The sequence below is a fragment of the Rhizobium sp. BK602 genome, assembly GCF_014195095.1.
Classification (GTDB): Bacteria; Pseudomonadota; Alphaproteobacteria; order Rhizobiales; family Rhizobiaceae; genus Rhizobium.
The window spans coordinates 107663-131420 of the sequence record NZ_JACIBC010000013.1 but is presented as its reverse complement, the minus strand read 5'-3'; the positions used below and the strand labels follow the sequence as shown (position 1 = coordinate 131420).

General features: G+C 62.1%; 25 protein-coding genes, 1 tRNA gene, 1 pseudogene and 1 riboswitch. Of the genes and pseudogenes, 11 read left to right on the top strand and 16 right to left on the bottom strand.

What is annotated here, in order from left to right; all coding sequences use genetic code 11:
* Positions 1–99: 99 nt before the first annotated feature.
* A tRNA-Met gene (locus tag FHX11_RS29065) sits at positions 100–176 on the top strand.
* 376 nt (positions 177–552) lie between these two features.
* Here the strand turns inward: FHX11_RS29065 and FHX11_RS29060 are convergent.
* From FHX11_RS29060 to FHX11_RS29045, 4 genes are read right to left on the bottom strand one after another with little or no spacing between them, the layout of a single operon-like run.
* The gene (locus FHX11_RS29060) at positions 553–1608 is read right to left on the bottom strand and encodes an ABC transporter ATP-binding protein (protein ID WP_184364672.1); all 1056 of its coding nucleotides are present in this window, start codon (positions 1606–1608) and stop codon (positions 553–555) included.
* A 6-nt stretch (positions 1609–1614) separates the two neighbouring features.
* Positions 1615–2403 carry an ABC transporter permease gene (locus FHX11_RS29055; RefSeq protein ID WP_184364671.1) on the bottom strand — a complete coding sequence of 263 codons (789 nt, stop codon included), beginning with the start codon at positions 2401–2403 and terminating at the stop codon, positions 1615–1617.
* 2 nt (positions 2404–2405) lie between these two features.
* Positions 2406–3230, bottom strand: coding sequence for an ABC transporter permease (locus FHX11_RS29050; protein WP_184364669.1), 825 nt, complete (start codon positions 3228–3230; stop codon positions 2406–2408).
* A gap of 40 nt (positions 3231–3270) precedes the next feature.
* The gene (locus FHX11_RS29045; protein ID WP_184364667.1) at positions 3271–4305 is read right to left on the bottom strand and encodes an ABC transporter substrate-binding protein; all 1035 of its coding nucleotides are present in this window, start codon (positions 4303–4305) and stop codon (positions 3271–3273) included.
* Between FHX11_RS29045 and FHX11_RS29040 the strand changes: the two genes are divergently transcribed.
* The 3 genes from FHX11_RS29040 (at position 4304) to FHX11_RS29030 (ending at position 7580) form a co-directional block, all read left to right on the top strand.
* Positions 4304–4471, top strand: coding sequence for a hypothetical protein (locus FHX11_RS29040; RefSeq protein WP_184364665.1), 168 nt, complete (start codon positions 4304–4306; stop codon positions 4469–4471). The genes FHX11_RS29045 and FHX11_RS29040 overlap by 2 nt on opposite strands.
* A gap of 149 nt (positions 4472–4620) precedes the next feature.
* Positions 4621–6513 carry an adenine deaminase C-terminal domain-containing protein gene (locus FHX11_RS29035; RefSeq protein ID WP_184364663.1) on the top strand — a complete coding sequence of 631 codons (1893 nt, stop codon included), beginning with the start codon at positions 4621–4623 and terminating at the stop codon, positions 6511–6513.
* A gap of 221 nt (positions 6514–6734) precedes the next feature.
* A complete protein-coding gene (locus tag FHX11_RS29030; protein ID WP_348649748.1) occupies positions 6735–7580 on the top strand; it encodes a sugar phosphate isomerase/epimerase in 846 nt (281 codons plus the stop codon).
* A 299-nt stretch (positions 7581–7879) separates the two neighbouring features.
* Here the strand turns inward: FHX11_RS29030 and FHX11_RS30150 are convergent, their stop codons facing one another.
* The gene (locus tag FHX11_RS30150; protein WP_348649750.1) at positions 7880–8146 is read right to left on the bottom strand and encodes a hypothetical protein; all 267 of its coding nucleotides are present in this window, start codon (positions 8144–8146) and stop codon (positions 7880–7882) included.
* Between FHX11_RS30150 and FHX11_RS29025 the strand changes: the two genes are divergently transcribed.
* From FHX11_RS29025 to FHX11_RS29015, 3 genes and pseudogenes are all read left to right on the top strand, one after another.
* Positions 8030–8752: an EAL domain-containing protein gene (locus FHX11_RS29025; RefSeq protein WP_348649749.1), complete on the top strand. Its 723-nt coding sequence runs from the start codon at positions 8030–8032 to the stop codon at positions 8750–8752. The genes FHX11_RS30150 and FHX11_RS29025 overlap by 117 nt on opposite strands.
* Before the next feature lie 478 nt (positions 8753–9230).
* A pseudogene (locus tag FHX11_RS30105) lies at positions 9231–9443 on the top strand (helix-turn-helix domain-containing protein); the annotation flags it as partial.
* A gap of 114 nt (positions 9444–9557) precedes the next feature.
* Entirely contained in the window at positions 9558–10007 is a 450-nt protein-coding gene (locus FHX11_RS29015; RefSeq protein ID WP_210292633.1) for a MucR family transcriptional regulator, read from the top strand.
* A 125-nt stretch (positions 10008–10132) separates the two neighbouring features.
* On the opposite strand, the gene FHX11_RS29010 is transcribed toward FHX11_RS29015, so the two are convergent.
* Positions 10133–11740, bottom strand: coding sequence for an inorganic phosphate transporter (locus FHX11_RS29010; RefSeq protein WP_184364656.1), 1608 nt, complete (start codon positions 11738–11740; stop codon positions 10133–10135).
* Positions 11741–12011: 271 nt separating this feature from the next.
* On the opposite strand from FHX11_RS29010, the gene FHX11_RS29005 reads away from it, so the two are divergent.
* Positions 12012–12335, top strand: coding sequence for a hypothetical protein (locus FHX11_RS29005; protein WP_184364654.1), 324 nt, complete (start codon positions 12012–12014; stop codon positions 12333–12335).
* Between the two features lie 34 nt (positions 12336–12369).
* Here the strand turns inward: FHX11_RS29005 and FHX11_RS29000 are convergent, their stop codons facing one another.
* From FHX11_RS29000 to FHX11_RS28990, 3 genes are read right to left on the bottom strand one after another with little or no spacing between them, the layout of a single operon-like run.
* On the bottom strand, positions 12370–13029 hold the full coding sequence (locus FHX11_RS29000; protein ID WP_246781195.1) for a hypothetical protein: 660 nt from the start codon (positions 13027–13029) through the stop codon (positions 12370–12372).
* 1 nt (position 13030) lies between these two features.
* Positions 13031–13771: a CbtA family protein gene (locus tag FHX11_RS28995; RefSeq protein ID WP_184364652.1), complete on the bottom strand. Its 741-nt coding sequence runs from the start codon at positions 13769–13771 to the stop codon at positions 13031–13033.
* 12 nt (positions 13772–13783) lie between these two features.
* A complete protein-coding gene (locus tag FHX11_RS28990; RefSeq protein WP_184364650.1) occupies positions 13784–13993 on the bottom strand; it encodes a CbtB-domain containing protein in 210 nt (69 codons plus the stop codon).
* A 59-nt stretch (positions 13994–14052) separates the two neighbouring features.
* A riboswitch (cobalamin riboswitch) is annotated at positions 14053–14125 on the bottom strand.
* A 108-nt stretch (positions 14126–14233) separates the two neighbouring features.
* Here FHX11_RS28990 and FHX11_RS28985 point away from each other — a divergent pair.
* Entirely contained in the window at positions 14234–14800 is a 567-nt protein-coding gene (locus tag FHX11_RS28985) for a histidine phosphatase family protein (protein WP_184364648.1), read from the top strand.
* A gap of 2 nt (positions 14801–14802) precedes the next feature.
* Here FHX11_RS28985 and FHX11_RS28980 read toward each other — a convergent pair whose 3' ends face one another.
* The 5 genes from FHX11_RS28980 to cyoA all read right to left on the bottom strand — a co-directional run bounded on the left by FHX11_RS28980 (position 14803) and on the right by cyoA (position 19873).
* Positions 14803–15561: an SURF1 family protein gene (locus FHX11_RS28980; RefSeq protein WP_246781194.1), complete on the bottom strand. Its 759-nt coding sequence runs from the start codon at positions 15559–15561 to the stop codon at positions 14803–14805.
* 91 nt (positions 15562–15652) lie between these two features.
* A complete protein-coding gene (gene cyoD, locus FHX11_RS28975) occupies positions 15653–16063 on the bottom strand; it encodes a cytochrome o ubiquinol oxidase subunit IV (protein ID WP_184364646.1) in 411 nt (136 codons plus the stop codon).
* The gene (gene cyoC / locus FHX11_RS28970) at positions 16060–16689 is read right to left on the bottom strand and encodes a cytochrome o ubiquinol oxidase subunit III (RefSeq protein ID WP_184364645.1); all 630 of its coding nucleotides are present in this window, start codon (positions 16687–16689) and stop codon (positions 16060–16062) included. The genes cyoD and cyoC overlap by 4 nt, the downstream gene beginning before the upstream one ends.
* 5 nt (positions 16690–16694) lie before the next feature.
* The gene (gene cyoB, locus FHX11_RS28965; protein ID WP_184364643.1) at positions 16695–18698 is read right to left on the bottom strand and encodes a cytochrome o ubiquinol oxidase subunit I; all 2004 of its coding nucleotides are present in this window, start codon (positions 18696–18698) and stop codon (positions 16695–16697) included.
* A gap of 47 nt (positions 18699–18745) precedes the next feature.
* On the bottom strand, positions 18746–19873 hold the full coding sequence (gene cyoA / locus FHX11_RS28960; RefSeq protein ID WP_184364641.1) for a ubiquinol oxidase subunit II: 1128 nt from the start codon (positions 19871–19873) through the stop codon (positions 18746–18748).
* Between the two features lie 390 nt (positions 19874–20263).
* Between cyoA and FHX11_RS28955 the strand changes: the two genes are divergently transcribed.
* Positions 20264–21601, top strand: a complete 1338-nt coding sequence (locus tag FHX11_RS28955; RefSeq protein WP_184364639.1) for an MFS transporter — start codon at positions 20264–20266, stop codon at positions 21599–21601.
* 54 nt (positions 21602–21655) lie between these two features.
* Here the strand turns inward: FHX11_RS28955 and FHX11_RS28950 are convergent, their stop codons facing one another.
* Together FHX11_RS28950 and FHX11_RS28945 are read right to left on the bottom strand one after the other, a co-directional pair.
* Positions 21656–22360 (bottom strand): LrgB family protein, encoded by a 705-nt coding sequence (locus tag FHX11_RS28950; protein WP_184364637.1) that lies wholly within the window; start codon positions 22358–22360, stop codon positions 21656–21658.
* A complete protein-coding gene (locus FHX11_RS28945; protein ID WP_184364635.1) occupies positions 22347–22754 on the bottom strand; it encodes a CidA/LrgA family protein in 408 nt (135 codons plus the stop codon). The genes FHX11_RS28950 and FHX11_RS28945 overlap by 14 nt, the downstream gene beginning before the upstream one ends.
* A gap of 100 nt (positions 22755–22854) precedes the next feature.
* Between FHX11_RS28945 and FHX11_RS28940 the strand changes: the two genes are divergently transcribed.
* The gene (locus tag FHX11_RS28940; RefSeq protein ID WP_184364632.1) at positions 22855–23739 is read left to right on the top strand and encodes a LysR family transcriptional regulator; all 885 of its coding nucleotides are present in this window, start codon (positions 22855–22857) and stop codon (positions 23737–23739) included.
* The last annotated feature ends 19 nt before the right edge of the window (positions 23740–23758 follow it).

Below are 23758 nucleotides of genomic sequence, written 5' to 3'. Positions count from 1 at the left end.
ACTTCTCCCCTCGCGCCACCAATAAGGTGCCAAGGGGACACACGACGAACCCTCTGGGTTCGCTCGGGCGCGATAAACCCTTCGGGTTTACGTTGGTAACGCGGGGTGGAGCAGCCCGGTAGCTCGTCAGGCTCATAACCTGAAGGCCGCAGGTTCAAATCCTGCCCCCGCAACCAATCTTTCCTCCTCCCCATCCGCAGCAAAATCAGTCGGCGCTCGCGCCAAGACTTCTTCCTCCCAGGCAATGCGAGAGCACCGCGCGCTTCGTCCCATTCCGAACCAGGCGTCCAAGCAACCAAACCCCAAGGGAGCTCAGGGAATTGGGATCGATGTGCCGGTTGCTATCCAGAAGGGCAGCGCGCCAATAGCGCAGCAGCGATTTCAGGGGGAGAGCCATGGAAATGTTTCCCGGAGGAAGAAATCGAAACGTTGCCTGCCCTGATAGCGCGCGGTCGGCAGCATAGACAAGCAAATATGTGACAGAGGGGATGCGCTCCTAAAGCGCATCGCGATCTTTTTTGCCTCCGTGCCCGACACGGTCCTGGTCACCTGTCATTCCGGAGCCAGAACGCAGCATTGTTCCGAAAGTGGCGTCAGCACCGCTGCGCTTCCCGCCGGCATGGGCTCCGACAAAGCGCCATTGGCGATGATATCGCCTGATGGTGTCGTGCATTGATATTGATAGGCGCGGCCGAGATAGGTTCTCGTTCCCAAAACGGCCGGCAGGCCTTCGCCGTCGCGCCCGACCGCCAGGCCGTCCGCCCGGCAGGCGAGGATGAAACGGTCGGGGATCGGGCCGTAATCGTCCTGCGAGAGCGTGATCCTCGCGCCACCCTCGAGCTCGGCGGTCACCGATGCGCCGTTGCGCTCGACCACGCGCATCGCCAGCAGGTTCTCGAAGCCGACGAAGCGGGCGACGAAGGCGTTGGCCGGCTTCTGATAGAGCACTTCCGGCCTGTCGAGCTGCATGATGCGGCCGGCATTCATGATGGCGACGCGGTCGGAGATCGAGAAGGCCTCCTCCTGGTCATGCGTCACGTAGAGCGAGGTGGTGCCGTTGGCGCGCTGCAGCTGGCGGATCTCGACGCGCATGTCGACCCTGAGCTTGGCGTCGAGATTGGACAGCGGCTCATCGAACATCAGCAGCGGCGGTTCGATGACGAGGGCGCGGGCAAGCGCCACGCGCTGCTTCTGGCCGCCGGACAATGCCGAGGGAAGCCGGTCGCCGAAGCCGGAGAGGCCGACGCGCTCCAGCATGTCGCCCGCCTTTTTCGCGCGCGCCGGCCCGGCGATGCCCCGCTGCTTCAGGCCGAAGGCGACGTTGTCGAGGACGGTCAGATGCGGAAACAGCGCATAGTTCTGGAACACCAGGCCGATATTGCGGGCATGTGCTGGAAGCTTTGTCAGGTCCTTGTCGCCAAGGCGGATCACGCCGCTTGTCGGCTGCAGGAAGCCGGCGACGAGGCGCAGCGTCGTCGTCTTGCCGCAGCCGCTGGAGCCGAGCAGCGAAACAAGCTCGCCGGCGGCGATGGACAGCGACAGGTTCTGCAGCACAGCGGTATTGCCGTAATGGGCGGTGATGTTTTCGATGGAAAGCGATACGGTCACGGGTGGCTACTTTGTCAGGAAGGTGAGGCCCAGCGTCGCTTCGACGATCGCCATGACGCCGACGGTAACCAGCATCAAGAGCACGGACACCGAGGCGATGGTCGGATCGAAGAACTGTTCCATATGGGCAAGGATCTGGATGGGCAGCGTGGAAATCCCCGGCCCGGTCAGGAAGACCGAGACGGAGACGTCATTGATCGAGGTAATGAAGGCGAGGATGAAGGCGGCGATGACGCCGGCGCGGATATTCGGCAGCACGACCGTTAGAAACGTCTTCACCGGCGGGCAGCCGAGGCTGATCGCCGCTTCCTCGATCGAAAAATCGAAGCTGGCGAGGCTGGCGCTGACCACTCGCACGGAGTAGGGCAGGACGAGCAGGGCATGGCCGATCAGCAGGCTCGGGAAGATCGGCAATTCCAGGCCGATGGTGATCGATTTCATCAAGGAGAAGCCGAAGACGATTTCGGGCACCAGGATCGGCAGGACGAACAATGTCGAAAGCCAGCTCGGCAGTTCCAGCCGGTAGCGGCTGATGGCGTAGGCGGCCGGAATGCCCATCAGCAGCGAGAGGCCCGTGCCGAGGAAGGCCAGCTCGAAGCTGGTGATCGCCGTCGTGCGGAAGGCCTCGATCTGAAAAATGTTCGAGAACCAGCGCAGCGTCAGGCCTTGCGGTGGAAAGGTCAGGTAGCTGGTGTCGCTGAAGGCGGAGCCGATGATGATGACCAGCGGCGCCAGCAGGAAGAGGAAGACGCAGACGGTAAAGGCGATCAGGAGGGGATGGAGGCGCTGTGCCATGCTCACACCGCCATCGGGTTGAGACGCCGGGCGATGCGGCTCATGATCAGGACGATCCCGATCGTGACGACGACCATGATGGCGGCGATGGTGGAGGCGCCGACCCAGTCGAAGGTCACCATGGCGCGCTGGTAGAGAAAGGTCCCCATCATCATCTGCTTTTCGCCGCCGAGAAGCTGCGGGGTGGCATAGGAGGTGAAGCTGCCGGTGAAGACCAGCACGGCCCCGACGATGAGGCCGGGCGTGGCAAGCGGCAGGATGACCTGGCGGAAGGTCGCCGCCGGCGTGGCGCCGAGCGAGGTCGCCGCCTGGATCAGGTCCTGCGGAATGCCCTCGAGCACGCCGACGAGGGTGAGGATCATCAGCGGCACGAAGAGATAGACCATGGCGACGATGACCGCGCCCTCGCTATAGAGCATCGAAAGCGGCTCGCTGATCGCGCCGATGGAGAGCAGGGCATTGTTGAGAATGCCGTTCTTGCCGAGAATGATCAGCCAGGCGAAGGAGCGCACGACCACGCCGGTCAGCAGCGGAAAGACGGCGGCGATGATCATCATGCTCTTCGCCCGGCCCGGCACTTGGGCGATGACGTAGGCGGCGATGAAGCCGACGAACAATGAGATCACCGTCGTTGCCAGGGCGATTTCGATCGTGCGGTAAAGCACGGTGCGGCGGAAGCCGCTGTTGAAGAAGGCGACATAGGGCGAGAACAGCCCCTTCGGCTCCATGAAGGTCGCGGCGATGGTGATGACCACGGGGACGACCAGAAAAAGCACGACGGCGGCCGTCGCCGGCGCCGCCAAACCCCATTTTGCAAGATGCTTCATCCGTCGACTTCCGTTCGGCCAAATTTCACGGGATAGGCCGTCACATGCCGAAGATTTCATTCCAGCGATCGATCCAGTCCGCCTGCGCGGCGTTCAGTTTGCCGTAGTCGATGCGGCCGAGCTTGGCGATCATGTCGGCGCCATAGGTCCAGAGTTTCGCCTGCTCCGGCGTCAGCACGACTTTGGTCGAGACCGGCGCATCGACGCCCTGCTCGGCTTCCGCCTGCTGGACATCCTTGGAGAGGATGAAGTTGATGAACTGATGGGCCAGCTCGACATTCTCCGAGCCCTTGGGGATGTTGACGGTGTTGAGCGTCGCCATGTCGCCTTCCTTGAGGCTGGCCCAGCTCATCGTCGGAACAGCTGATTGCATCGAGGCCAGCGTGAAGTCCTGCGCCAGTGCCACCTTGGCCTCGCCGGTGGAGATTAGATTCACCAGCTCCGAGCCGGTATTGTAGTTCTTGACGACATTCGGCTTCAGCGCCGCGATCGCTTCGAAGGCCTTGTCGGTATCCTCATAGGCATCAGCGCCGGCATGTTTGCCGGCTTCCAGAACCGTCAGCGGGCCGGCGGTGGTGGTGATGCCCGGCAGCGTGACCGAGGCTTTCAGGTCGTCGCGCCAGAGATCGTTCCAGGAGGTGATCGGCGGATTGACCTTCGCCTTGTCGTAGACGATGCCGACGCGGCCGATCGTGTAGGCCGGGCCGTAATTGCCCTGCGGCGCCTTGGCGAGATCGTAGAGATCGGCGAGATTGGGGAGCTTGGCGCGGTCGACTTCCTGGAAGAGACCCTGCTGGATGCCGATCTGCGAAAAGCTGTCGGTGAGATAGATGACGTCGACGCCCTTGCCGCCACGCAGTTTCAGCTTGTTGAGGCGGTCGGCATTGTTGCCGGTTTCGAAGACGATGTCGCAGCCGCAGATCTTCTTGAAGGGCTCGATGATATTGGCCTTCATCTTCTCGCCATTGTAGCCCCACCAGGAGATGGTCAGCGTCTGTGCCTGGGCTGGCAAGGCGATGGTCGTCGCCGCGAGGATCGCAAGACCCGCAACGCGGGACAGGGTGAGGCCTTTCATGATCGAAATCCTTATCGTCAGTGAAATCGGAGTTGGGCGTCAGAATGCCGGAATACTATTTTTCAGGCATGGGCTTTACAAGCCCAACAAATGGGCAGGGTGGTGGTTTTTGTCATTTGATGGGATGAATTATTTTCCCGTCAGCTTGCAGCGCCTGGATCATTGAAAATCTTCGAGATTATTGGCCTTCCTGCTGGCGGTTCCAGGCAATCGCATGTCCTATGCGGCTGCCTCGCGGGTGGGGTGGACGGCTTTACATGCCGGTTCGCCCTCTCTACCCTCGGCTGATCGAATTTCCTGTCAGGCATGCGTCTCATGACATCCCTAAAAACAACCCTTCCCGACGACCTGCTCATCAATGCGGCGGACGAGGTTCTCATCCGTCAGGATCTCACGCTGACCGCGCTTGGACGCCGGCCCGCGGACAGGCTGTTGCGTGTGGGCCGGCTGCTTGATGTCCATAGCCGCACCTGGCTGGAGGATCAGGAGATCGTCATCAAGGGACGGCGCGTGGCCTATGTCGGTCCCGCCGGCAGTTATACGGGTGAGGTCGGCGAACGCATCAGCGAACCGAACCTTGCCGCCGTTCCCGGTTTCGGCGAAGCGCACAAGCATATTGAAAGCTCGCATCTGACCCCCGAATGGGAGGCGGCCCTGGTCATGCCGCACGGCGTCACCTGGACCTGCGAGGCCAGCCACGAGTTTTCCAACGTCAACGGACCGCGCAATCTGGAATTCTGGCTGGAGGCGCGACGGCGCGGCTCGCCGATGAAGATCTTCCCGTTGCCCGGTTCGGCCGTGCCGCCGACGGCCTATGAATGGGGTGGCGGCCATTTCGGCTATGACGAGCAGAAGGCCTTTCTGACCGAAAGCCTGATGGTGGCCGGTCTCGACGAGGTGATGGACTGGCCTTCGGTCAGCAATCCGGACAATCCAGCTTACGACCGCCTCTGGGGCATGATCCGCGCCACATTCGAGCAGCGCGGCGTGGTCGAGGGCCATGGCGCCGGCTTGCGCGATCTCGCCTCTATCAACGCCTTTGCCGGCGCGGGCCTTGCCTCGGATCACGAAGGCTGGTTCCTGGAGGAGATCTGGGAGAAGTTGACCCATGGGCTTTTCATCGAGCTTCGGCCGCATTCGCTACCGGAGGTGATCAAGGGGCTGATCGACAAGGGCCTGTCCGACTGGTCGCAGATCGCCTTCGTGACCGATGACCGCAGCGCTTCGGATACGCTGAAGATCGGGGCGACGGATCACAATGTCCGGCTTGCGATCGAGAACGGACTGGCGCCGGAGATCGCCATCCAGTGCGTGACGATCAATCCGGCGCGGCATATGCGGCTGACGCCCTGGGTCGGCTCGATCGCGCCCGGCCGCTTTGCCGATATCGTGCTTCTGGATGATGTCGAAACGCTGTCGATCGCCAAGGTCTGGGCGGATGGAAAGCCCGCTTCGGACGGCAAGCGCTTTGTCGGCGTCCGTCCGGAGATCGCCTGGCCGGAGTGGGCGACGAAGACCGTGACGATCGATAGGTTGGTTACGCCGCAGGATTTTCGCATTCCCGCGCCCTCGGATGCGCCGACGGCGAAAGCCGCTCTTCTGCGCCCCTTCCATTGGGCCGATGATTTCATCACCATGGAGCTGCCGGTCAGGGGCGGCGCCGTCGAGCGCGATCCCGATCGTAACGTCACGAAATTCGCGATCGTCGACCGCTTCTCCGGCGAAGCCAAGGTCGCCCGCATGTTCTGGCTGGGCACCGGGCCGCGCACGGCCGATACGGCGCTCGGTGCCACGCTCGGCCATGACAAGCACAATATCTGGGTCGTCGGCTCCTCCGACGAGGCGATGGCGATGGTCGCCAATGCGCTGAAGGAGCAGCAGGGCGGTTGGGTGCTCGTCTCCGGCGGCAAGGTGGTGGCGCGCGTCCACTACGAGGTCGGCGGCCTGATGACGGCACGCTCGGCCGAGGAGCTGGATGCGGAGATGCAGGCGCTGTATAAAGCCGGCGCCGAGATCGACTGGATGTATGAGCCGACCTTCTCGCCGCGCTGGTGGCCTGGTTTTCCCGAGAGGCTTTCCTTCGCGACGCTCACCTGCGCACCCTGGCGCTGGGTACTGGTCGCTCCATCGGAAAGAGCGCCCGAGGGCTTCGTCAATGTCGCGACCGGTGAGACGCATCCGGTCGTCTGGTCTGCGGATATCCCGTGATTCGAAGAGGATATGCTTGCGGATGACCGGATGCCCAATCGCTCCGGTTCGATCCCGCGTCAATCGACGCTGCCCTCCGCTGGCTTGACGCTTTCGCGGTATTTCGCAATTATCCGTTTGGTTACTAACATCGCGTTTGTTTCGGGCTGTCCTGAGACATCGCGCGTCGTATTGGCCGCAGCCTCTGAATGTCAATCAGCAACCAAGCGGAGGAGGCTTTGGTGACTGCCGTTGATTTGATGGTTCCCCGAATGACATTGGCGTTCTCCACCTTGGGATGCGCGGAGCTGGGGCTGGAGGAGGCCCTCGCGCTGGCAGCTCGCCATGGTCTCGATGCGATCGAAATCCGCGCGCTCGGCGGCACGATCGATCTCTCGGCCTATTTCACCGAACGGTTCGGCACGCCCGCCGGGCTTGCCCGTGTTCTCCATCGTTCGCCTGTCGCGGTCTGTGCTTTCAATACCTCGCTGCGGCTGGTGGGCGCCACCTCCGAGGCGAAAGAGGCATTTCTGCGCTACCTTCCCTGGGCGGAGGCCGCGGGCATCCCGTCGCTGCGCGTTTTCGATGGCGGCACGACCGGCGATGCGGGAGAGATAGGTGAGGCCCTGTCGACCGTGAACTGGTGGCGGGAGACAGCCCGCCGCGAGGGTTTTACCGCCGATATCGTTGTGGAAACGCATGATTTCCTGGTCTATCCCGAGGCACTCGGCCGTTTTCTGGAGGCGGCGCCCGACTGCGCCCTGATCTGGGATACCCATCATACATGGCGCAAGGGCGGTCAAAATCCCGCCGAGACCTGGAAGCAGCTGCGGCACAATACCCGTCACCTTCACGTCAAGGATAGCGTTTCGAAGCCGAGCGGGAAACTTCCCTATAGCTACGTGCTGCCCGGCACCGGCGAGTTTCCGATGCAAGCCCTGCTCTCCATGCTGGCCGCCGATCGCTATGCCGGCGTCATGAGCCTGGAATGGGAGCGGTTGTGGCATCCGCAGCTTCCGCCGCTGGATCTTGCGCTTGAGGAAGCACGAAGAACGGACTGGTGGCCGCGCTTCGATGCGAGGACGTGATTGAGGGGGAGAGATGCGTCGACGATCCAGAGTGACGATAGCCGGCCACGGATAGAGGTCATTGCACGTTATTTTACGCGCAATTGAATCAATAACGAAGAAAACTCGTTCTAATTGAGTGTTTGCAAGAATTGCTTAATTAGTTTATTAGCATAAAGTAACTCTAAATATTAAAGGTGCCGCCGGCTTCGGCTTGATTATCATTCTAGCTGCAATATTTCCGGCTCGAAAATAAGGGAACCCCGAGAGGGTGGAGGTGTCTGGGAGATGAGCAACAGGGATTTGGGGTGCCAGGACTCTCATGTTCCGCATCTGTCCGCGCCGGTCTTCGCTGCGGGTCTCTTCCCCATCGACATCTGCTGGTTGCCGCTCTTTCGGCCATTGGGGGTTCGATGATCGATAGAGAAAAGCCAGCGCGCGACGATCATAACAGCCTGATTCAAAAGGCTATCGCCGCTGGCGGCCTGGGTTTTGCCGTGCAGCCCATCCATGCAGCCGACAATAACAATGAAATTCTCTATGCGGAAAGTCTTGCGCGCGTGACCGATGCCGACGGCGTCGTTCATGCCGCCGGGAGCTTCATGCCGCATCTGGATAGCCGCTTCGATCTCGATCCGCGTATTCTGGCAATGCTGCTGCCGGCGCTCGCGGCGGACCCGAAACTTATACTTGGCTGGAACCTTTCGGCGGCCAATCTGGCGGCGTCGGATCGATTCGCCGATATTTTCGGCCGAATCACCCGCCATTCCGAGCTTGCCCGCCGCCTGGTCGTCGAAGTCACGGAACCTCATCCGCTGGTCGGCTCGGCCATCGAACGGCTGAAGATGATCCGCGCGCTCGGCTGCCGCATCGCAATCGACGATTTCGGCGTCGGTTTCGCGACGCCCGCGAGCCTGCTGCAGGTCTCCGTCGACATCGTCAAGATCGATGCCTCTTTCGTTCGCGATATCCGGCCTGGCCGCGATGGACAGGACAGCCTCTCTCACATGGTCGGCTTTGCCTCCTGCATCGCGCCCGTGGTGGTGGTCGAAGGTGTCGAAACGGAGACGCAGCTTGAGGCGGTGCGCCGGGCCGGAGCGACGCATGTGCAGGGATTCCTGCTGTCAAGGCCGGCTGCTTTGCCACTGTTTCGCGAGAAAGAGGGCAGATCCGGCCTGCGGGGAATTGGATGAAGAGTTTGATGTGTTTCGGGGAGATTGGTGTGGGGAAACCGGCGTATGGCTTGCAGGCATCCGATCCAGCCTTTCTCCAGTTGATGCAGGTGATGGCATGATGAGGCGTTCCTCCTTTGCTCGCGACTATGGTTTCTTCGCCGCCGCCAATGCGTGCGATGCCCAGGCGCTGGCACGGCTCGAGGTGCTGTTCGAGGAGTTGCGCGCGCTGTTTTCCGGTGCCGGCAACAGCGCGCCGGTCGCGCTTGCCGATGGAAAGGATCCGCATATCGCCATTCGAAAAGCGTCGGGCAGCGTTTCCGCGCGGGTAACGATCGACGCCGAAAACGGTCTCTACGTCTTTTGCGAACTCGATCGCGCCGCCGGCATCGTCCTGGCGACGGAGAGCGAGGAGCGGCTGATCGACGAGATCGTCGCCCATCTCTCGGCTGGCGACGAGGACCTGGTGCCGCGCACCATCGACGGCGCGGTCGGCGTTCTTGTCGGCCAGACCCTTGAGGATGTCGAACGCAAGCTCATTCTGCAGACGCTCCGCCATTGCAGGGGTAACCCGACCCATGCCGCCTTCATGCTCGGCATTCCCCTGATGGTGCTGTGTCGCAAGCTGGCCGTCTATTTTCCGGAGTCCGCCAAGGATTTCGCCGAACTCGCGGCCGGCGCCGCGCGTCCGGCAGAGGGTGGCCGCCCATGAGAGCAGGCCCTCAACCATTCTGCGCCATCGCAGCCACACAGAAGCATTGGTGATGACATGACGCAATCACGCGAAGCGGCGCACGCCGGCCCAAATGAAATTCGGGAAACGATCATGGACGCTTTCAATAGCAAGAAAGACCTGCCCCTGCCCCTGGCGGATAGTTTGTCCGAAGGCTGCGTGAAGATCGTCGCAGCCTATGTCAGCCACAACACCGTTCCCATTGCCAATCTTTCCAAGCTGATCACCGACGTGCATGAGGCATTGCAGGGGCTGCAGGGGGCGACATCCTCCGTCGAGCACAGCAAGCCGGTCCCGGCGGTCGACCTCAAGAAGTCGGTGACGAACGACTACATCATCTGCCTCGAGGACGGTAAACGCTTCAAGACGCTCAAGCGCCATCTGCGCGTCCACTACGGCATGACGCCGGAGGAATACCGCCAGAAATGGGGCCTTCCCGTCAACTATCCGATGGTGGCCCAGAATTATGCCAACCGCCGTTCGGAACTCGCCAAGCTCTCCGGTCTCGGCGCCAACGGCAACAAGAAGGAAGGCGCCCGATAGCGGGCATACCGCGCGCGGCAAGCTCCTTCTCTCCTTGGGGAGAAAGAGGACGCGGCAATGAAAATGGCGCCCGATGAGGGCGCCATTTCCTTTTGTGCTTTGCTGTTGCGGCAATGCCGTCTTGCTCAGAAGACCTGGCGCAGCACCACGAAGAGCGCGAAAGCGAGCGCGATCGATGCCGGCAGCGTCAGGATCCAGGCCATCAGCATGTTGCGCACGGTCGACCATTGCAGGCCGGAGCCGTTGGCGGCCATGGTGCCGGCGACGCCCGAGGACAGGACATGCGTGGTCGAAACCGGCAGGCCGAGATGGTCGGCGGCACCGATCGTCAGCATGGCGACGACTTCGGCGGCGGCACCCTGGCCGTAGGTGAGGTGCGTCTTGCCGATCTTCTCGCCGACCGTGACGACGATGCGCTTCCAGCCGACCATGGTGCCGAGACCGAGCGCCAGCGCCACGGCGACCTTCACCCAGAGCGGGATGAACTTCGTCGCGTTGTCGACGGCCGCATGGTATTGGGTAACGATCTTCAGATCGTCGGCGCTCATCGGCAGCAGCTTTTTCTTGTCGATCAGCTTCAAGGCCTCGCCGATCAGATAGATGTCGTTGCGGACGTTGCCGACGAGACCGTTCGGCAGCTTTTCGACCGATGGATAGGAGGCGATTTCGATGCCGGTGGCATGGATATAGGCCTGCAGCGCCGGCGTCGTGGCGTCCGTCCAGCTCTTGTTTTTCACGGCATCGCTGACGGCAGCCTTCGGATCGGCGGGAACGGCGACACCGGCTTTCGCATATTTGCCGAGCACCGCCTCGACCTGCGTGGAGGCCGTCTTGTAGGCCTCGAGATAGTTGACGTCGGGTGTGCGGTTGAGCGCGAAAGCCGTCGGCACCAGGCCGATCAGGATCAGCATGATCAGGCCCATGCCCTTCTGTCCGTCATTCGAGCCATGGGCGAAGCTGACGCCGGTGCAGGTGAAGATCAGCAATCCGCGAATCCACAGCGGCGGCGGTGCGTTGCCCTTCGGGGCCTCGTAGAGCGCCTTGTTGCGGATCAGAAGCTTGGAGACCAGCAGCAGCAGGGCGGCCAGGCCGAAGCCGATCAGCGGCGACAGCAACAGCGACAGGCCGACATTGCTGGCCTGCGACCAGTCGACGCCGCTGGTGGCCGAGCCGGCCGGGGCCAGGAACTGGTTGGCGAGACCGACACCGATGATGGAGCCGACCAGCGTATGCGAGCTCGAGGCCGGCAGGCCGAGATACCAGGTGCCGAGATTCCATATGATGGCGGCGGTGAGCAGCGCGAAGACCATGGCAAGGCCCGAGCCGGAACCGACCTGCAGGATCAGCTCGACCGGCAGCAGCGCCAGGATACCGAAGGCGACGGCGCCGGACGAGGTGAGAACGCCGAGGAAATTGAAGAAGCCGGACCAGATGACCGCGAATTCCGCCGGCATCGAACGGGTGTAGATGACGGTGGCGACCGCATTGGCGGTATCGTGGAAACCGTTGACGAATTCGAAGCCGAGAGCGATCAGCAGCGCCAGGCCGAGCAGAATCCACGGAACCGCGGCCGCCTCGGCAAGATCGCTGCCCAGTGCATAACCGACATAGGCAAGGCCGCCGAAAACAACGAGACCGAAAAGCGGCAGGAACCATTTGGCGGAACCGCCGGCGCCGTGAATGGGATGATTGGCGCCATCACCCCCCGTACTGGTTGAAGCGATATCGGCCATCTCGAACTCCCCTGTAGCGAATAACATTTCTCCTTTAAGCGTGGTTGATGAAGCTCTCGTGACGCCATGGGGATAGCCATGGCGCGGCCGGCGGCACGGTGTCATGCACGATAATATTCTCTCTCGCTAAACGAGAGCTTCTGTGAAGTTTACGCAACCTTTCATTTAAGGTTTTGATTTTGCCGTCAAAATGCCTTTTTCGGTTCAGCCGGCGTTCAGCTCGCCGGGCTTTAAATCGGCGTGTAAGGGACTTGGATAGGGGTCTATCAAGATGAAATTGTCCATATTTGCCATCGCTGCCGTGCTCGGTGGCCTGGCCGTATCTTCGGCAGAAGCAATGCCCATCTCCGCAGCCGGGCCGATCCCCGCTGTCGGCACAGCGGCTGCTGCGCCGGTCGTCAAGGTCGATTATGCCTGCGGTCGCGGCTGGCACCTGACGCGCTGGGGCGAATGCCGTCCGAACCGCTGGGGCCGCCCGCGCGGCTACGGTTATGGCTATTACAGGCCGGCACCGCCGCCACCGCCATGGGGCTACTATGGCCGTCCGCATCACAGATGGCACGGCGATCGCTGGCGTGACCGCCGGGATTGGTAAAAACCAGGACACCGCCGCATTTGCGGCGGTGTCCTCAAATGTGCGGTTTGGTCCGCAGCGCCCGGGCAGCGAACCATATCGCGGCCATGGCCGCCAGCAGAGATGACAGCATGACCGTCAGGCTCCCGGCGTGAAGCACGATGCCGGAGAGTTTCGGCCGGATCAGGTCAGCCGTGTTGAAGCTCTCGCCGCTGAATTTGCACAGAACAAGCGACAGGCTGTTACGCGTCAGTGCCGCGTCGATCTCGGAAACGAGATCGCTGACGGGCGTCATCTGATCTTTCATTGCCCGCATCCGAAGAAGGATGGCCTTCGCCGCGGCGAGATAGGCGTGGGAGCATTCGTTGAACGGGCTTTCCTCGTCGTTCACGCTCCCGGGCATGATGCCCCAGAGGCAATAGGTACGCTGGATCTGCGCGAAATTCAGCATACGGCGGAAGGCCTCGTCGGTGTCCGACGCCGTTTCGGCAAGCGCGATGATCCGCCCGTAATAGGGCGCGATCACGGCCATCTCCCCATGCGTCAGGCCGGGTATCGGGATACCCGTATGGTGTCCCGAGATGCCGCCGCCATGTGCCGAAAGCGTTGCCGGCCAGCTTGAGAGTATGAGGCAGACCGCGACAAGGAGCGTCCTGCCTCTCTTTGGATATATCCCGCGCATGACGCTACGCGCGAGATGGATCGGATAGGTCATCTCAGGCGCGGCGCAGGGCCGTGCCGCGATGGCGCACCGATGGCAGATCGTGCTCGGCCCAGGCGCCGAAGACAAGTCCGAGCGTCGTCCAGAGGATCGCATGCATTGCGAGTGAGGCGATCCGGAACTGCCAGAGCACGGCGGCGGAGAATTGCTCCGGCACCTCGTTGATCGCCGGCAGCAGGGACTGGATCAGCGCGATGAAGGCGATATAGCCGATGCCGGCAAGGATGGCGCCGTTCCACGGGCCGAAACGCACCGCAAGCCGGCGGCCGAAGCCGACGGCGACGATCAGGCCGACAACGGAAGCGACGATCATGATGAAGAACAGCTCGGTTCTTGCACCGATCGTCTCCGGATTGCCGACCGCTGGCGGATTTGCCGGATATTTGAGAACGGGCACCAGCGAGATCGCCACGAAAGCGCCGACCGCCAGCAAGGCCGCCGTGCCGCGCGCGCTGAGGGCGCCGATGCGACCATAGACGAAGGCGAAGACCAGCGCGAACAATCCGCCGACCGCGGTCGCATAGATCACCGCGCCGGTGAAGAGGCCAAGCCCCGCCTGCGTGGCGCGGCTGACGATTTCCGGTTCCGCCGCTTCACCGGCCGCCTGGGCGGCCTTTTCCTCAAAGCCGATGGCCCAATCGACGAGCGGTTCGCCGAAGATGCGGGCGAAGATAAAAATGAAAATACCGGCGAGGGCCCCGACCAGCATGCCGCGGAGCAAAAGACGTCCAACCATGTGCTTGCTCCCTTAGTGGCAGGGGAAGCCGAGCAGGTGACGGGCGTCGTGCACGAATTCATGCACGGAGGAACCGGAGAGCAGCGAGGTCGCGCCCTCTTCGGCGCCGACGAAATAGATCGCCAGCAGCATCAGCAGGCCGGCGAAAACGGCCCAGGGCAGGATCTGGCCGAGCGGGATGGGCTGCGGGATTGCGGTCGGTGCGAATGCGGTGTCAGACATTGGTATTCCCTCTTCAGAATTGCGCGTTCCATTTGCGGAAAGGGTTTTTTACGGGAGGGGTCTGGCTCTCTGGGGGCGGTATCCGCCCGTCGATTACAGTGGCGCGACCGCGCCGGGATTTCACCGGCTTCCACACCCGTAAGACCAAGTTTATATCTGGCCGGCAAGATGATTGTCAATCGAGGCGCCGCGCCATCACAGGTCGCAAACGGTGCATTCGGTGTGGGGATGGGGATTGCCATGAAAGCACGCCTTAGCTGGATTTGCCACGGCTCGACCGAAGCCAATCGCAAGAGCCGCTTTCCGGCCGACGAGCCGCTGGAGGCGAGGGGCGCCGAACAGGCCCGAAGACTTGCCGGACATTTTGGACCGGTCGACCGCGTATGGACAAGCCCGGCGCTGCGCGCCCGCGAGACCGCCGCCGCTCTCGGCCTGCAGGCAGCCGTCGAGCCGGCCTTGCGCGAATGCGATTATGGCCGCTGGCAGGGCCGGGAGATCGCCGCGCTTCACGCCGAGGCTCCCGAAGCGCTGGGGCAATGGATGATGGATGAAAATGCCGCTCCGCATGGCGGAGAGGCACTGTCGGCCGTCTTGGCACGCGTCGGCGGGTGGATGGCGGGCCGGGCGGGGGATGACGGCCATACCGTCGTGATCACCCATGCCACGGTGATCCGCGCCGCCATCGTGAGCATTCTACAGGCACCGTTCCCCGCCTTCTGGGCAATCGATGTCGAGCCGCTCGGCATGGTGGAGATGACGGGGGACGGCCGCCGCTGGCAGCTCCGCTTCCCAAATCCGGCGCGCTAAGATTAGCCTTTCGCCCGCTTCCGCTCGAAGTGGACGAGATAGCCCGCCATGCCCAGCGTCATCAGCGCAAGCCCGTACCAGGTGATGGCATAGACCAGATGGCTGTTATGGAAGGTGATCTGCGTGAGGCCGCCGACCGGCAGGTCGCCGGGATTTTTCGTGTCGTCGGCGTCGATGAAGTAAGGGGCGACCTTCTCAAGGCCACGCGCTTCAGCGATCGCGGTCACGTCGCGCGAATACCAGCGCTCCTCGGCCGGCACGTTGGAGCGCAGCAGCGTGCCCTTCGGTTCGTTGATGCGCAGAAGACCGGTGACGGTGGTCTCGCCGCCGAGCTCTCCGGCGGCGCGGGTGGCGGGATTGCGCTTGTCGGTCGGCACGAAGCCGCGATTGACGACGACGATTGTACCGTCGTCCCTCCGCATCGGCGTCAGCACCCAGTAGCCGGGGCCAAGCTCGGTCGCGGCATAGACCTGCGTTTCCTTGTCGTTGAGGAAAGTGCCGGTCACCTGGACGTGCTTGTATTCATAGCCGGCGGCATCGATAGCGGACCATTCCGCCGGGCCGGGGGCGGCGACTGGCGGCGCATGCACGCGGGCATCGACTCGGGCGATGAGATCGAGCTTCCATGACAGGCGCTTCACCTGCCAGGTGCCGAGCCCGACGAGCAGGGCGGTCAATATGAGGAGCAGGCTCACCCAGATGACGAGCTTGAGCGTCGAGCGCGGCTTTTCGGAGGACATGGTCGGGAGGGTATCGGTCATGGCGCTGGTCTCCATCGGAGGCGCGAACCCGGCGCGGATCGCAGGCCGGGAAGGAGTGGCGGGCATCCTCGGGATGCCCGCCACCTATTGGTTACGGCATGTTGCGCATCATCTCGGGCGACATCACCATCATGTTGGCATTGAGGTGATGCATGACCCAGAGCGAGCCGGACAGCGCGATGATCACCAGCACGATGGTGAAGATCAGCGCCATCATGTTCCAGCCGCCTTCCGAGCGGGTGTTCATGTGCAGGAAGTAGATCATGTGCACGATGATCTGGATCGCGCCGAGGATCATGATGAGCGCGGCGGTGATGGCCGGATCGGAGAAAACCTTGGCCATGACCAGCCAGAAGGGAATGGCGGTCAGGATGACGGAGAGCACGAAGCCCGTCATGTAGCTCTTGAAGGTGCCGTGCGCAGCTTCGTGGCCACCATGATGGCCATGATCATGGCCGTGGGCGTCACCGGAATGGTGCGAATGGTTTGCGTTCGAGCTCATCCGAGAACTCCCATGAGGTAGACGAGGGAAAACACGCCGATCCAGACGACGTCGAGGAAGTGCCAGAACATCGAAAGGCACATCAGGCGGCGCTTGTTTTCCGCGATGAGGCCATGCCGGCCGACCTGCACCATCAGGGTGATCAGCCAGACGATACCGGTGGTGACGTGCAGGCCGTGCGTGCCGACCAGCGTGAAGAAGGCCGACAGGAAGGCGCTGCGCTGCGGGCCGGCGCCTTCGAGGATCAGGTGATGGAACTCGTAGAGTTCGAGCGAGATGAAGGCCGCGCCGAACAGGCCGGTGATCGCCAGCCAGATCTGCGTTCCCGACTTGTTGTTCTTCTCCATCGCCAGCATGGCGAAGCCGTAGGTGATCGAGGAGAAGAGCAGCATCGCCGTGTTGACGGCGACGAGCGGCAGGTCGAACAGGTCGGCCGGCGAGGGACCGGCCGCGTAGCTGTGGCCGAGCACGGCGAAGGTGGCGAAGAGGACTGCGAAGATCAGGCAGTCGCTCATGATGTAGATCCAGAAGCCCAGCATGGTGCTGCCTTCGGGATGATGCTCTTCGGTCAGGTAGAAGGCGGGCGTTTCGCCGCCGCTGGGAGCGTGTGCGGTGTGGGTCGTCATAGGTCTTATACCTGTCCTGCGAGCTGCTTCGTACGCTCGGCTTCGGTCTTCACGACCTCGTCGGCGGGAATGTAGAAGTCGCGCTTATAGTTGAAGGTATGGCCGATCGTAATGGCGATCATCGCGACGAAGGTGATGGCGGCGAGCCACCAGATGTACCAGATCATGCCGAATGCGAAGGCGATGGAGAGCGCGCCGAGGATGACGCCCGTGCCGGTATTCTTCGGCATGTGGATCGGGATGAATCCTTCGGTCGGACGCGTGTAGCCGCGGTTCTTCATGTCCCACCACGCGTCGTGATCGTAGACGATCGGCGTGAAGGCGAAGTTGTAGTTCGGCGGCGGCGACGAGGTGGACCATTCCAGCGTACGGCCGTTCCAGGGGTCGCCGGTGTGGTCGCGAAGCTCTTCGCGCTTCATGAAGCTGACGGCGATCTGGATGAGGAAGCAGGCGATGCCGATCGCGATCAATCCGGCGCCGAAGGCCGCGATGATGAACCAGATCTGCAGCGACGGATCTTCGAACTGGCTGACGCGGCGGGTGACGCCCATCAGGCCGAGGATATAGAGCGGCATGAAGGCGAACCAGAAGCCGATCTGCCAGAACCAGAAGCTCATCTTGCCCCAGAAGGGATCGAGCTTGAAGCCGAAGGCCTTCGGGAACCAGTAGTTGACGCCCGCGAACATGCCGAACAGCACGCCGCCGATGATCACGTTATGGAAGTGGGCGATCAGGAACAGCGAGTTGTGCAGCACGAAGTCGGCCGGCGGAACCGCGAGCATGACGCCGGTCATGCCGCCGATGGTGAAGGTCACCATGAAACCGACGGTCCACAGCATCGGCACGTCATAGCGGATGCGGCCGCGATACATGGTGAAGAGCCAGTTGAACAGCTTCGCACCCGTCGGGATCGAGATGATCATCGTGGTGATGCCGAAGAAGGAGTTGACGCTGGCGCCCGAGCCCATGGTGAAGAAGTGGTGCAGCCAGACGAGGTAGGAGAGGATCATGATCACGCAGGTGGCGTAAACCATCGAGGCGTAGCCGAACAGGCGCTTGCCGCTGAAGGTGGCGACGACTTCCGAGAAGACGCCGAAGGCCGGCAGGATCAGGATGTAGACTTCCGGGTGGCCCCAGATCCAGATGAGGTTGACATACATCATCGGATTGCCGCCGAGGTCGTTCGTGAAGAAGTTCGTGCCGGCGTAGCGGTCGAGGGTCAGCAGAGCGAGCGTGGCGGTCAGGATCGGGAAGCTGGCGACGATCAGGATGTTGGTGCAGAGCGACGTCCAGGTGAAGACCGGCATTTTCATGAAGGTCATGCCCGGCGCGCGCATCTTGACGATGGTGGCCACCAGATTGATGCCCGATAGCGTCGTTCCGATACCCGCGACCTGCAGGCCCCAGATGTAATAATCGACGCCGACATCCGGACTGTAGGCGATGCCGGAAAGCGGCGGATAGGCCAGCCAGCCGGTCTTGGCGAATTCGCCGATGAAGAGCGAGATCATGATGACGATCGCGCCTGCCGTCGTCATCCAGAACGAGAAGTTGTTCAGGAACGGGAAGGAGACGTCGCGTGCGCCGATCTGCAGCGGCACGACGAGGTTCATCAGGCCGGTGACGAAGGGCATTGCCACGAAGAAGATCATGATGACGCCGTGGGCGGTGAAGACCTGATCGTAGTGATGTGGCGGCAGGTAGCCTTCGGAACCGTTGAAGGCCAGCGCCTGCTGCAGGCGCATCATCAGCGCGTCGGAAAAGCCGCGCAGCAGCATGATCAGCGCCAGTATGACATACATGATGCCGATCTTCTTGTGATCGATGCTGGTGAGCCATTCGGTCCAGAGATAGCCCCAGACGCGGAAATAGGTCAGTGCTCCGAGAAGAGCGAGGCCGCCGAGCGCCACGCCGAGGAAGGTCACGACGAGGATCGGCTCGTGATACGGGATCGCGTCGAGCGTCAGCCGTCCGAAGATGAATTTATAGAGGTCCGGGTTGGAAAACATGGATTGCCTCTGTCCTTATGAATGTCTTGTTATTGAGCGCACGGGGATCAATGACCCTGGTGCTGCGCCGGCTGCGAGGAACCGGTCGACGAATCCGAAGATGAGCCGTTGCCCATATCCATGCCCGGCATGGAATTGTCGCCGTGCTGCATGCCCTGCGCCGCCGGGGCGTCGGCCCTGACCGGGGTCACGTCGGCGTGGCCGGCATCACGGTTGTCGTGGATCAGGCGCTCGCGGTTCTCCTGGCTTTCCTTGCCGCCGCCGCCCTTGGCGTCGATATGCATCATTTCACTCATGCACATCTTGCTCGGATCGGCGCACATGTTGAGGATGGCCTCGTAGAGATCCTTGTCGACGGCGTTGTAGTAGCGCACGGGCTCCCGCTCGCTCGGCTTGGCGAGCGCCAGATATTCCGGACGGCCGAGCGCAGTGCCCTGGCCCTTGGCCTTCTCGATCCATTGGTCGAAATCGGCCTGGCTGAAGCCATGGAACTTGAAGCGCATGTGCGAGAAGCCGGCGCCGCTATAATTGGCGGAGATGCCCTCGAATTCGCCCGGATGGTTGATGACGGCGTGCAGCTTCGTCTCCATGCCCGGCATGGCGTAGATCTGGCCGGCAAGCGCGGGGACGAAGAAGGAATTCATGACCGTCGAGGACGTGATCTTGAAGTTGATCGGCCTGTCGACCGGGGCCGCCATCTCGTTGATCGTGGCGATGCCGTATTCCGGGTAGAAGAACAGCCATTTCCAGTCGAGCGCGACGACCTCGACGGTCAGCGGCTTGACGTCCTGCGGGATCGGCTTGTCGGCCGCGATGCGGTCGAGCGGCCGGTAGGGATCGAGCTGGTGGGTGCTGATCCAGGTCACCGCGCCCAGCGCGATGATGATGGCGAGCGGCGCCGACCAGATGACCAGTTCGAGGCGGGTCGAATGATGCCAGTCGGGCTCATAGGGGGCCGCCGTGTTCGACTGGCGATATTTCCAGGCGAAGAACAGGGTGAGGAAGATCACCGGTATGATGATGATCAGCATCAGGACGGTCGAGACGACGATGAGGTCGCGTTGCTGCACGGCGATGTCGCCGGAGGGAGCCATCACCACCATGTTGCAGCCCGAAAGCAGCAAGATCAGCGGGAGGACAAATAAACGGCTGAAAATCTTCGAGAGTCTTGGCACGTCTTAAAGCTCTTTTTGTTTCGACCGTACCGCGACTAAAGGACGGCGGTCATGAACGGTATGAGGTGTTTCGTCGCACCGCAGCAAGTTCTAGTGCAATGCGGCATTGGGGCGCGGCTCCACCTATCGGGAAAACCCTGCGAAATCCAGAAGGTTTTCGGCGGCCAGTCGCTTTTATCGCGCGTAATATAGCCGGATTGACGGAAATGGCCACAGACGGCGCGGCCTGGTTGCGGATGACGGCGACAAAAGAAGAAATTACCGCCATTCGACTGCTAATTTGCGAATTATTTCATGCTCGATACTTGATAAGCTCCGAAGTTTGATCAACATTTTGATTAGGCGCGAAATCGTGGAGGAGTACGCGCCAGGAGAGGGAGGCTCCCACATATGGTCAGCGCCACACATGAATCATTAAATCCAACATCCTCGGGTCTGGAACGCGATGCCCGCGACATGCATGCTCGCGGCACCGTCGATCCCGGTAATATTGCCATCGGCGTGATCATCGGTCGCACGTCCGAGTTTTTCGATTTCTTCGTCTACGCCATCGCATCGGTGCTGGTTTTCCCGAAGCTGATCTTCCCCTTCGCGGACCCGCTGCATGGCACGATGCTTTCATTTCTGGTCTTTGCACTTGCCTTCGTCGCGCGCCCGATCGGCTCGTTCATCTTCATGGCGGTCGACCGCAGATACGGACGCGGCGTCAAGCTTACCGCGGCGCTCTTCCTGCTCGGCGGCTCGACGGCATCGATGAGCTTCCTGCCCGGCTATGCCGAGGTCGGCGTCTACGCGATCATCCTGCTGTCCGTCTTCCGCTTCTGCCAGGGCCTTGCGCTTGGCGGCGCCTGGGACGGACTGGCCTCGCTCTTGGCGCTGAACGCGCCGACCAATCACCGTGGCTGGTACGCGATGATCCCGCAGCTCGGCGCGCCGATCGGCTTCATGCTGGCGAGCGCGCTGTTTGCCTATTTCGTGACGAGCCTGACGACGGCCGACTTCCTCGATTGGGGCTGGCGCTATCCCTTCTTCTGCGCCTTCGCGGTCAACGTCGTCGCGCTCTTCGCCCGGCTCCGCCTGGTCGCCACGCCCGAATTCGGTGCGCTGCTGGAGCGCCATGAGCTGGAGCCGGTCAAGATGACCGAGCTTCTGCGCGTGCATGGCCGCGACGTGCTGATCGGCGCCTTCGTGCCGCTGGCAAGTTTTGCGACCTTCCATCTGGTCACCGTCTTCCCGCTGAGCTGGATGACGCTTTACAGCCAGCAGTCGCCGGGCTCGTTCCTGCTGGTGGAATTCGTGGGCGCGATCTGCGGCATCGTCGCGATCATCTGTTCCGGCCTGCTGGCCGACCGGATCGGCCGGCGCAACCAGCTGGCCGTCGGCGCGGTGCTGATCGCCTGTTTCGCCTTCGTCGCGCCCTGGCTGCTCGATGGCGGCAATACCGGCCGTCACATGTATGTGATTCTCGGCTTCACGCTGCTCGGCCTTTCCTTCGGTCAGGCCGCCGGCGCCAGCGCCTCGCGCTTCAGCCTCAACTATCGCTATAGCGGCTCGGCCCTGACCTCGGATCTGTCCTGGCTGATCGGCGCGGGCTTTGCGCCCTTCGTGGCGCTCAGCCTCTCCAGCCAGTTCGGTCTGGTCTATACCAGCCTCTACCTGCTCTCCGGCGTCGTCTGCACGCTGGTTGCGATCTTCTTCAGCAAGACGCTGGAAACCCGCGACAACTGAGCAGTTCCGGAGGGAAATATCGAAAAGCCGCGGTGCGAAAGCATCGCGGCTTTTTCATGCGGCATGTATCAGCCACGCGATCAGCGGCGCTGCCAACACATTGGTCAATCCCACCAGCACCATGACGAGACCGGCGATCGATCCCTCCTCCCGGCCGATCTCGTGAGCTTTCACAACGCCGATGCCATGCGCGCCCATGCCGAACAGCGCGCCGCGGGCCATGCCCGATCTGAGCGGCAGCAGCCGCAACAGAGCCTGCCCGACAACGGCGCCGAAGAGGCCGGTGATGACGACGAAAACGGCGGTCAGATTGGGCACGCCACCGATGTCGCCGGATACCACCATCGCAAAGGGCGTGCTGATCGATCGGGGCATCAGGCTCAGACGCAGACTTTCGTCGAGGCCGAAAAGGCTGGCGAGCCCCCAGGCCGAAGCCATGGCGGTGGCGCTGCCGACGGTGACGCCGAAGAGCAGGACGGGCCAATAGCGCGTGATGAGACCACGCTGCTCGTAGATCGGCACGGCAAAGGCGACGGTTGCCGGACCGAGCAGGGCAAGCAGCCAGCGGCTCTCGTGCATATAGTCCTGATAATTGGCATGCATTGCCAGCGCGATCGCGATCAGAACCGTCGGCGCCGCCACCAGCGGCGACAGCCACAGCGAAGGCCGGCGGCGATAGAGCGCCTTGGAGAGATAATAGAGGCCGATCGTCGCCAGCGGCCAGAAAAAGCCGGCGGCAACGGGCTCAATTGCGGACATGGCGGGATGCTCCCTGATGCATCATCAGCCGGTAGCCGATATCGATCGCCACCGCGGTGACGCCCATGACGATGATGGTGCCGACGAAGATGACGGCAAGTACCTTCAGGCCGACGATCCCGACAAATTCGCCGTGATCGAGCACGGCCAGTACGGCCGGCACGAAGAACAGCAGCATCTCGGCAAGAAACCACTCCGCGCCCTGCTTCATGCTCGTCATGCTGAGCTTTCCGCTCGCAAGCAACGCAAGTACCAGCAGCATACCGGCAATGGCGCCGGGTATCGGCAGGTGCACGATACGCACGATCGCCTCGCCCGCCCGCCAGAAGACCAACAACAGCAGGATTTGAGCCAGACGGTTCAGCGTTGGATGATTCCGCAGATCGATACGCATGGAAAAACTCGGGAAAAAAAGGATGGTCTGAAGATAGGTCCTTTCGCTGCATGAATAAAATGAATTGATTTCATTAAATTCAGTCCTGTAAGGAATGGAAATGGAGCTTCGGACATTGAGAGCCTTTGTCGAGGTCGTGCGCCAGGGTGGTTTTTCGGAGGCCGCCAAGGTGGTGTTTACGACCCAGTCCGCCGTGAGCAAGGCCGTGCGCCAGCTCGAGGATGAACTCGGCCTGCCACTGCTCAATCGCATCGGCCACCGCACGACGCTGACGGATGCTGGCGAAGTGGTCTACCGCCGGGCGGTCGCGATCCTGGCCGGTCGCGACGATCTGCTTGCCGAATTGGCGGAGTTGCGCGGCCTGGCACGGGGAACCCTGCGGCTCGGCCTGCCTCCGATCGGTAACGACGCGCTGTTTGCGCCGGTATTTGCCGTTTTCCGCAACCGCTATCCCGGCATCGAGATCAAGCTGGTGGAGCAGGGTGCCAAGCGGCTGGAGGAAATGGTGCTCGCCGGCGAGGTCGATCTCGGCGCCTCGCTCCTGCCGACGCTCGATGCATTCGAATGGCAGAGCGTGCGCTGCGAGCCCATGCATGTGCTCCTGCCCTCGACGCATCCGCTCGCGGGCCGCCAGACGGTGCCGCTTACCGCGCTCGAGGGCAATCCGTTCATTCTGTTCGAAACTGGCTTCGCATTGAACGGCATCATTCTCGATGCCTGCCGCGTGGCCGGTTTCGCGCCGGACATCGTCGCCCGCTCGAGCCAGATCAATTTCATCGTCGAGCTTATCGCCGCCGGTCTCGGGGTCGGCTTTCTGCCGCGGCTGATCGCCGGGCAGCGCCAGCGTCCGGGCACCAGCCATGCCCTTGTCGTCGAGCCGGGAATGGAATGGCACATGGCGTGGATATGGCGGCGGGGCGGTTATCTATCGCATGCCGGCAGAGCATGGCTCGAGCTTGCCGCAGAGGTCGCGGCGAAAACTTGACTCCATTTTCAAGCTTTTG

Bases quoted from the DNA above. Each gene is read 5' to 3' on its own strand.
- FHX11_RS29055 (WP_184364671.1), bottom strand. From the start codon at position 2,403: ATGGCACAGCGCCTCCATCCCCTCCTGATCGCCTTTACCGTCTGCGTC.
- FHX11_RS29050 (WP_184364669.1), bottom strand. From the start codon at position 3,230: ATGAAGCATCTTGCAAAATGGGGTTTGGCGGCGCCGGCGACGGCCGCC.
- FHX11_RS28940 (WP_184364632.1), top strand. From the start codon at position 22,855: ATGGAGCTTCGGACATTGAGAGCCTTTGTCGAGGTCGTGCGCCAGGGT.
- cyoD (WP_184364646.1), bottom strand. From the start codon at position 16,063: ATGAGCTCGAACGCAAACCATTCGCACCATTCCGGTGACGCCCACGGC.
- FHX11_RS29045 (WP_184364667.1), bottom strand. From the start codon at position 4,305: ATGAAAGGCCTCACCCTGTCCCGCGTTGCGGGTCTTGCGATCCTCGCG.
- FHX11_RS29010 (WP_184364656.1), bottom strand. From the start codon at position 11,740: ATGGCCGATATCGCTTCAACCAGTACGGGGGGTGATGGCGCCAATCAT.
- FHX11_RS30150 (WP_348649750.1), bottom strand. From the start codon at position 8,146: ATGAACGACGCCGTCGGCATCGGTCACGCGCGCAAGACTTTCCGCATA.
- FHX11_RS29005 (WP_184364654.1), top strand. From the start codon at position 12,012: ATGAAATTGTCCATATTTGCCATCGCTGCCGTGCTCGGTGGCCTGGCC.
- FHX11_RS28990 (WP_184364650.1), bottom strand. From the start codon at position 13,993: ATGTCTGACACCGCATTCGCACCGACCGCAATCCCGCAGCCCATCCCG.
- FHX11_RS29035 (WP_184364663.1), top strand. From the start codon at position 4,621: ATGACATCCCTAAAAACAACCCTTCCCGACGACCTGCTCATCAATGCG.
- FHX11_RS28985 (WP_184364648.1), top strand. From the start codon at position 14,234: ATGAAAGCACGCCTTAGCTGGATTTGCCACGGCTCGACCGAAGCCAAT.
- FHX11_RS28995 (WP_184364652.1), bottom strand. From the start codon at position 13,771: ATGGTTGGACGTCTTTTGCTCCGCGGCATGCTGGTCGGGGCCCTCGCC.
- FHX11_RS28945 (WP_184364635.1), bottom strand. From the start codon at position 22,754: ATGCGTATCGATCTGCGGAATCATCCAACGCTGAACCGTCTGGCTCAA.
- FHX11_RS29040 (WP_184364665.1), top strand. From the start codon at position 4,304: ATGATCGAAATCCTTATCGTCAGTGAAATCGGAGTTGGGCGTCAGAAT.
- FHX11_RS28955 (WP_184364639.1), top strand. From the start codon at position 20,264: ATGGTCAGCGCCACACATGAATCATTAAATCCAACATCCTCGGGTCTG.
- FHX11_RS29015 (WP_210292633.1), top strand. From the start codon at position 9,558: ATGGACGCTTTCAATAGCAAGAAAGACCTGCCCCTGCCCCTGGCGGAT.
- cyoC (WP_184364645.1), bottom strand. From the start codon at position 16,689: ATGACGACCCACACCGCACACGCTCCCAGCGGCGGCGAAACGCCCGCC.
- cyoB (WP_184364643.1), bottom strand. From the start codon at position 18,698: ATGTTTTCCAACCCGGACCTCTATAAATTCATCTTCGGACGGCTGACG.
- FHX11_RS29000 (WP_246781195.1), bottom strand. From the start codon at position 13,029: ATGACCTATCCGATCCATCTCGCGCGTAGCGTCATGCGCGGGATATAT.
- FHX11_RS28980 (WP_246781194.1), bottom strand. From the start codon at position 15,561: ATGACCGATACCCTCCCGACCATGTCCTCCGAAAAGCCGCGCTCGACG.
- FHX11_RS28950 (WP_184364637.1), bottom strand. From the start codon at position 22,360: ATGTCCGCAATTGAGCCCGTTGCCGCCGGCTTTTTCTGGCCGCTGGCG.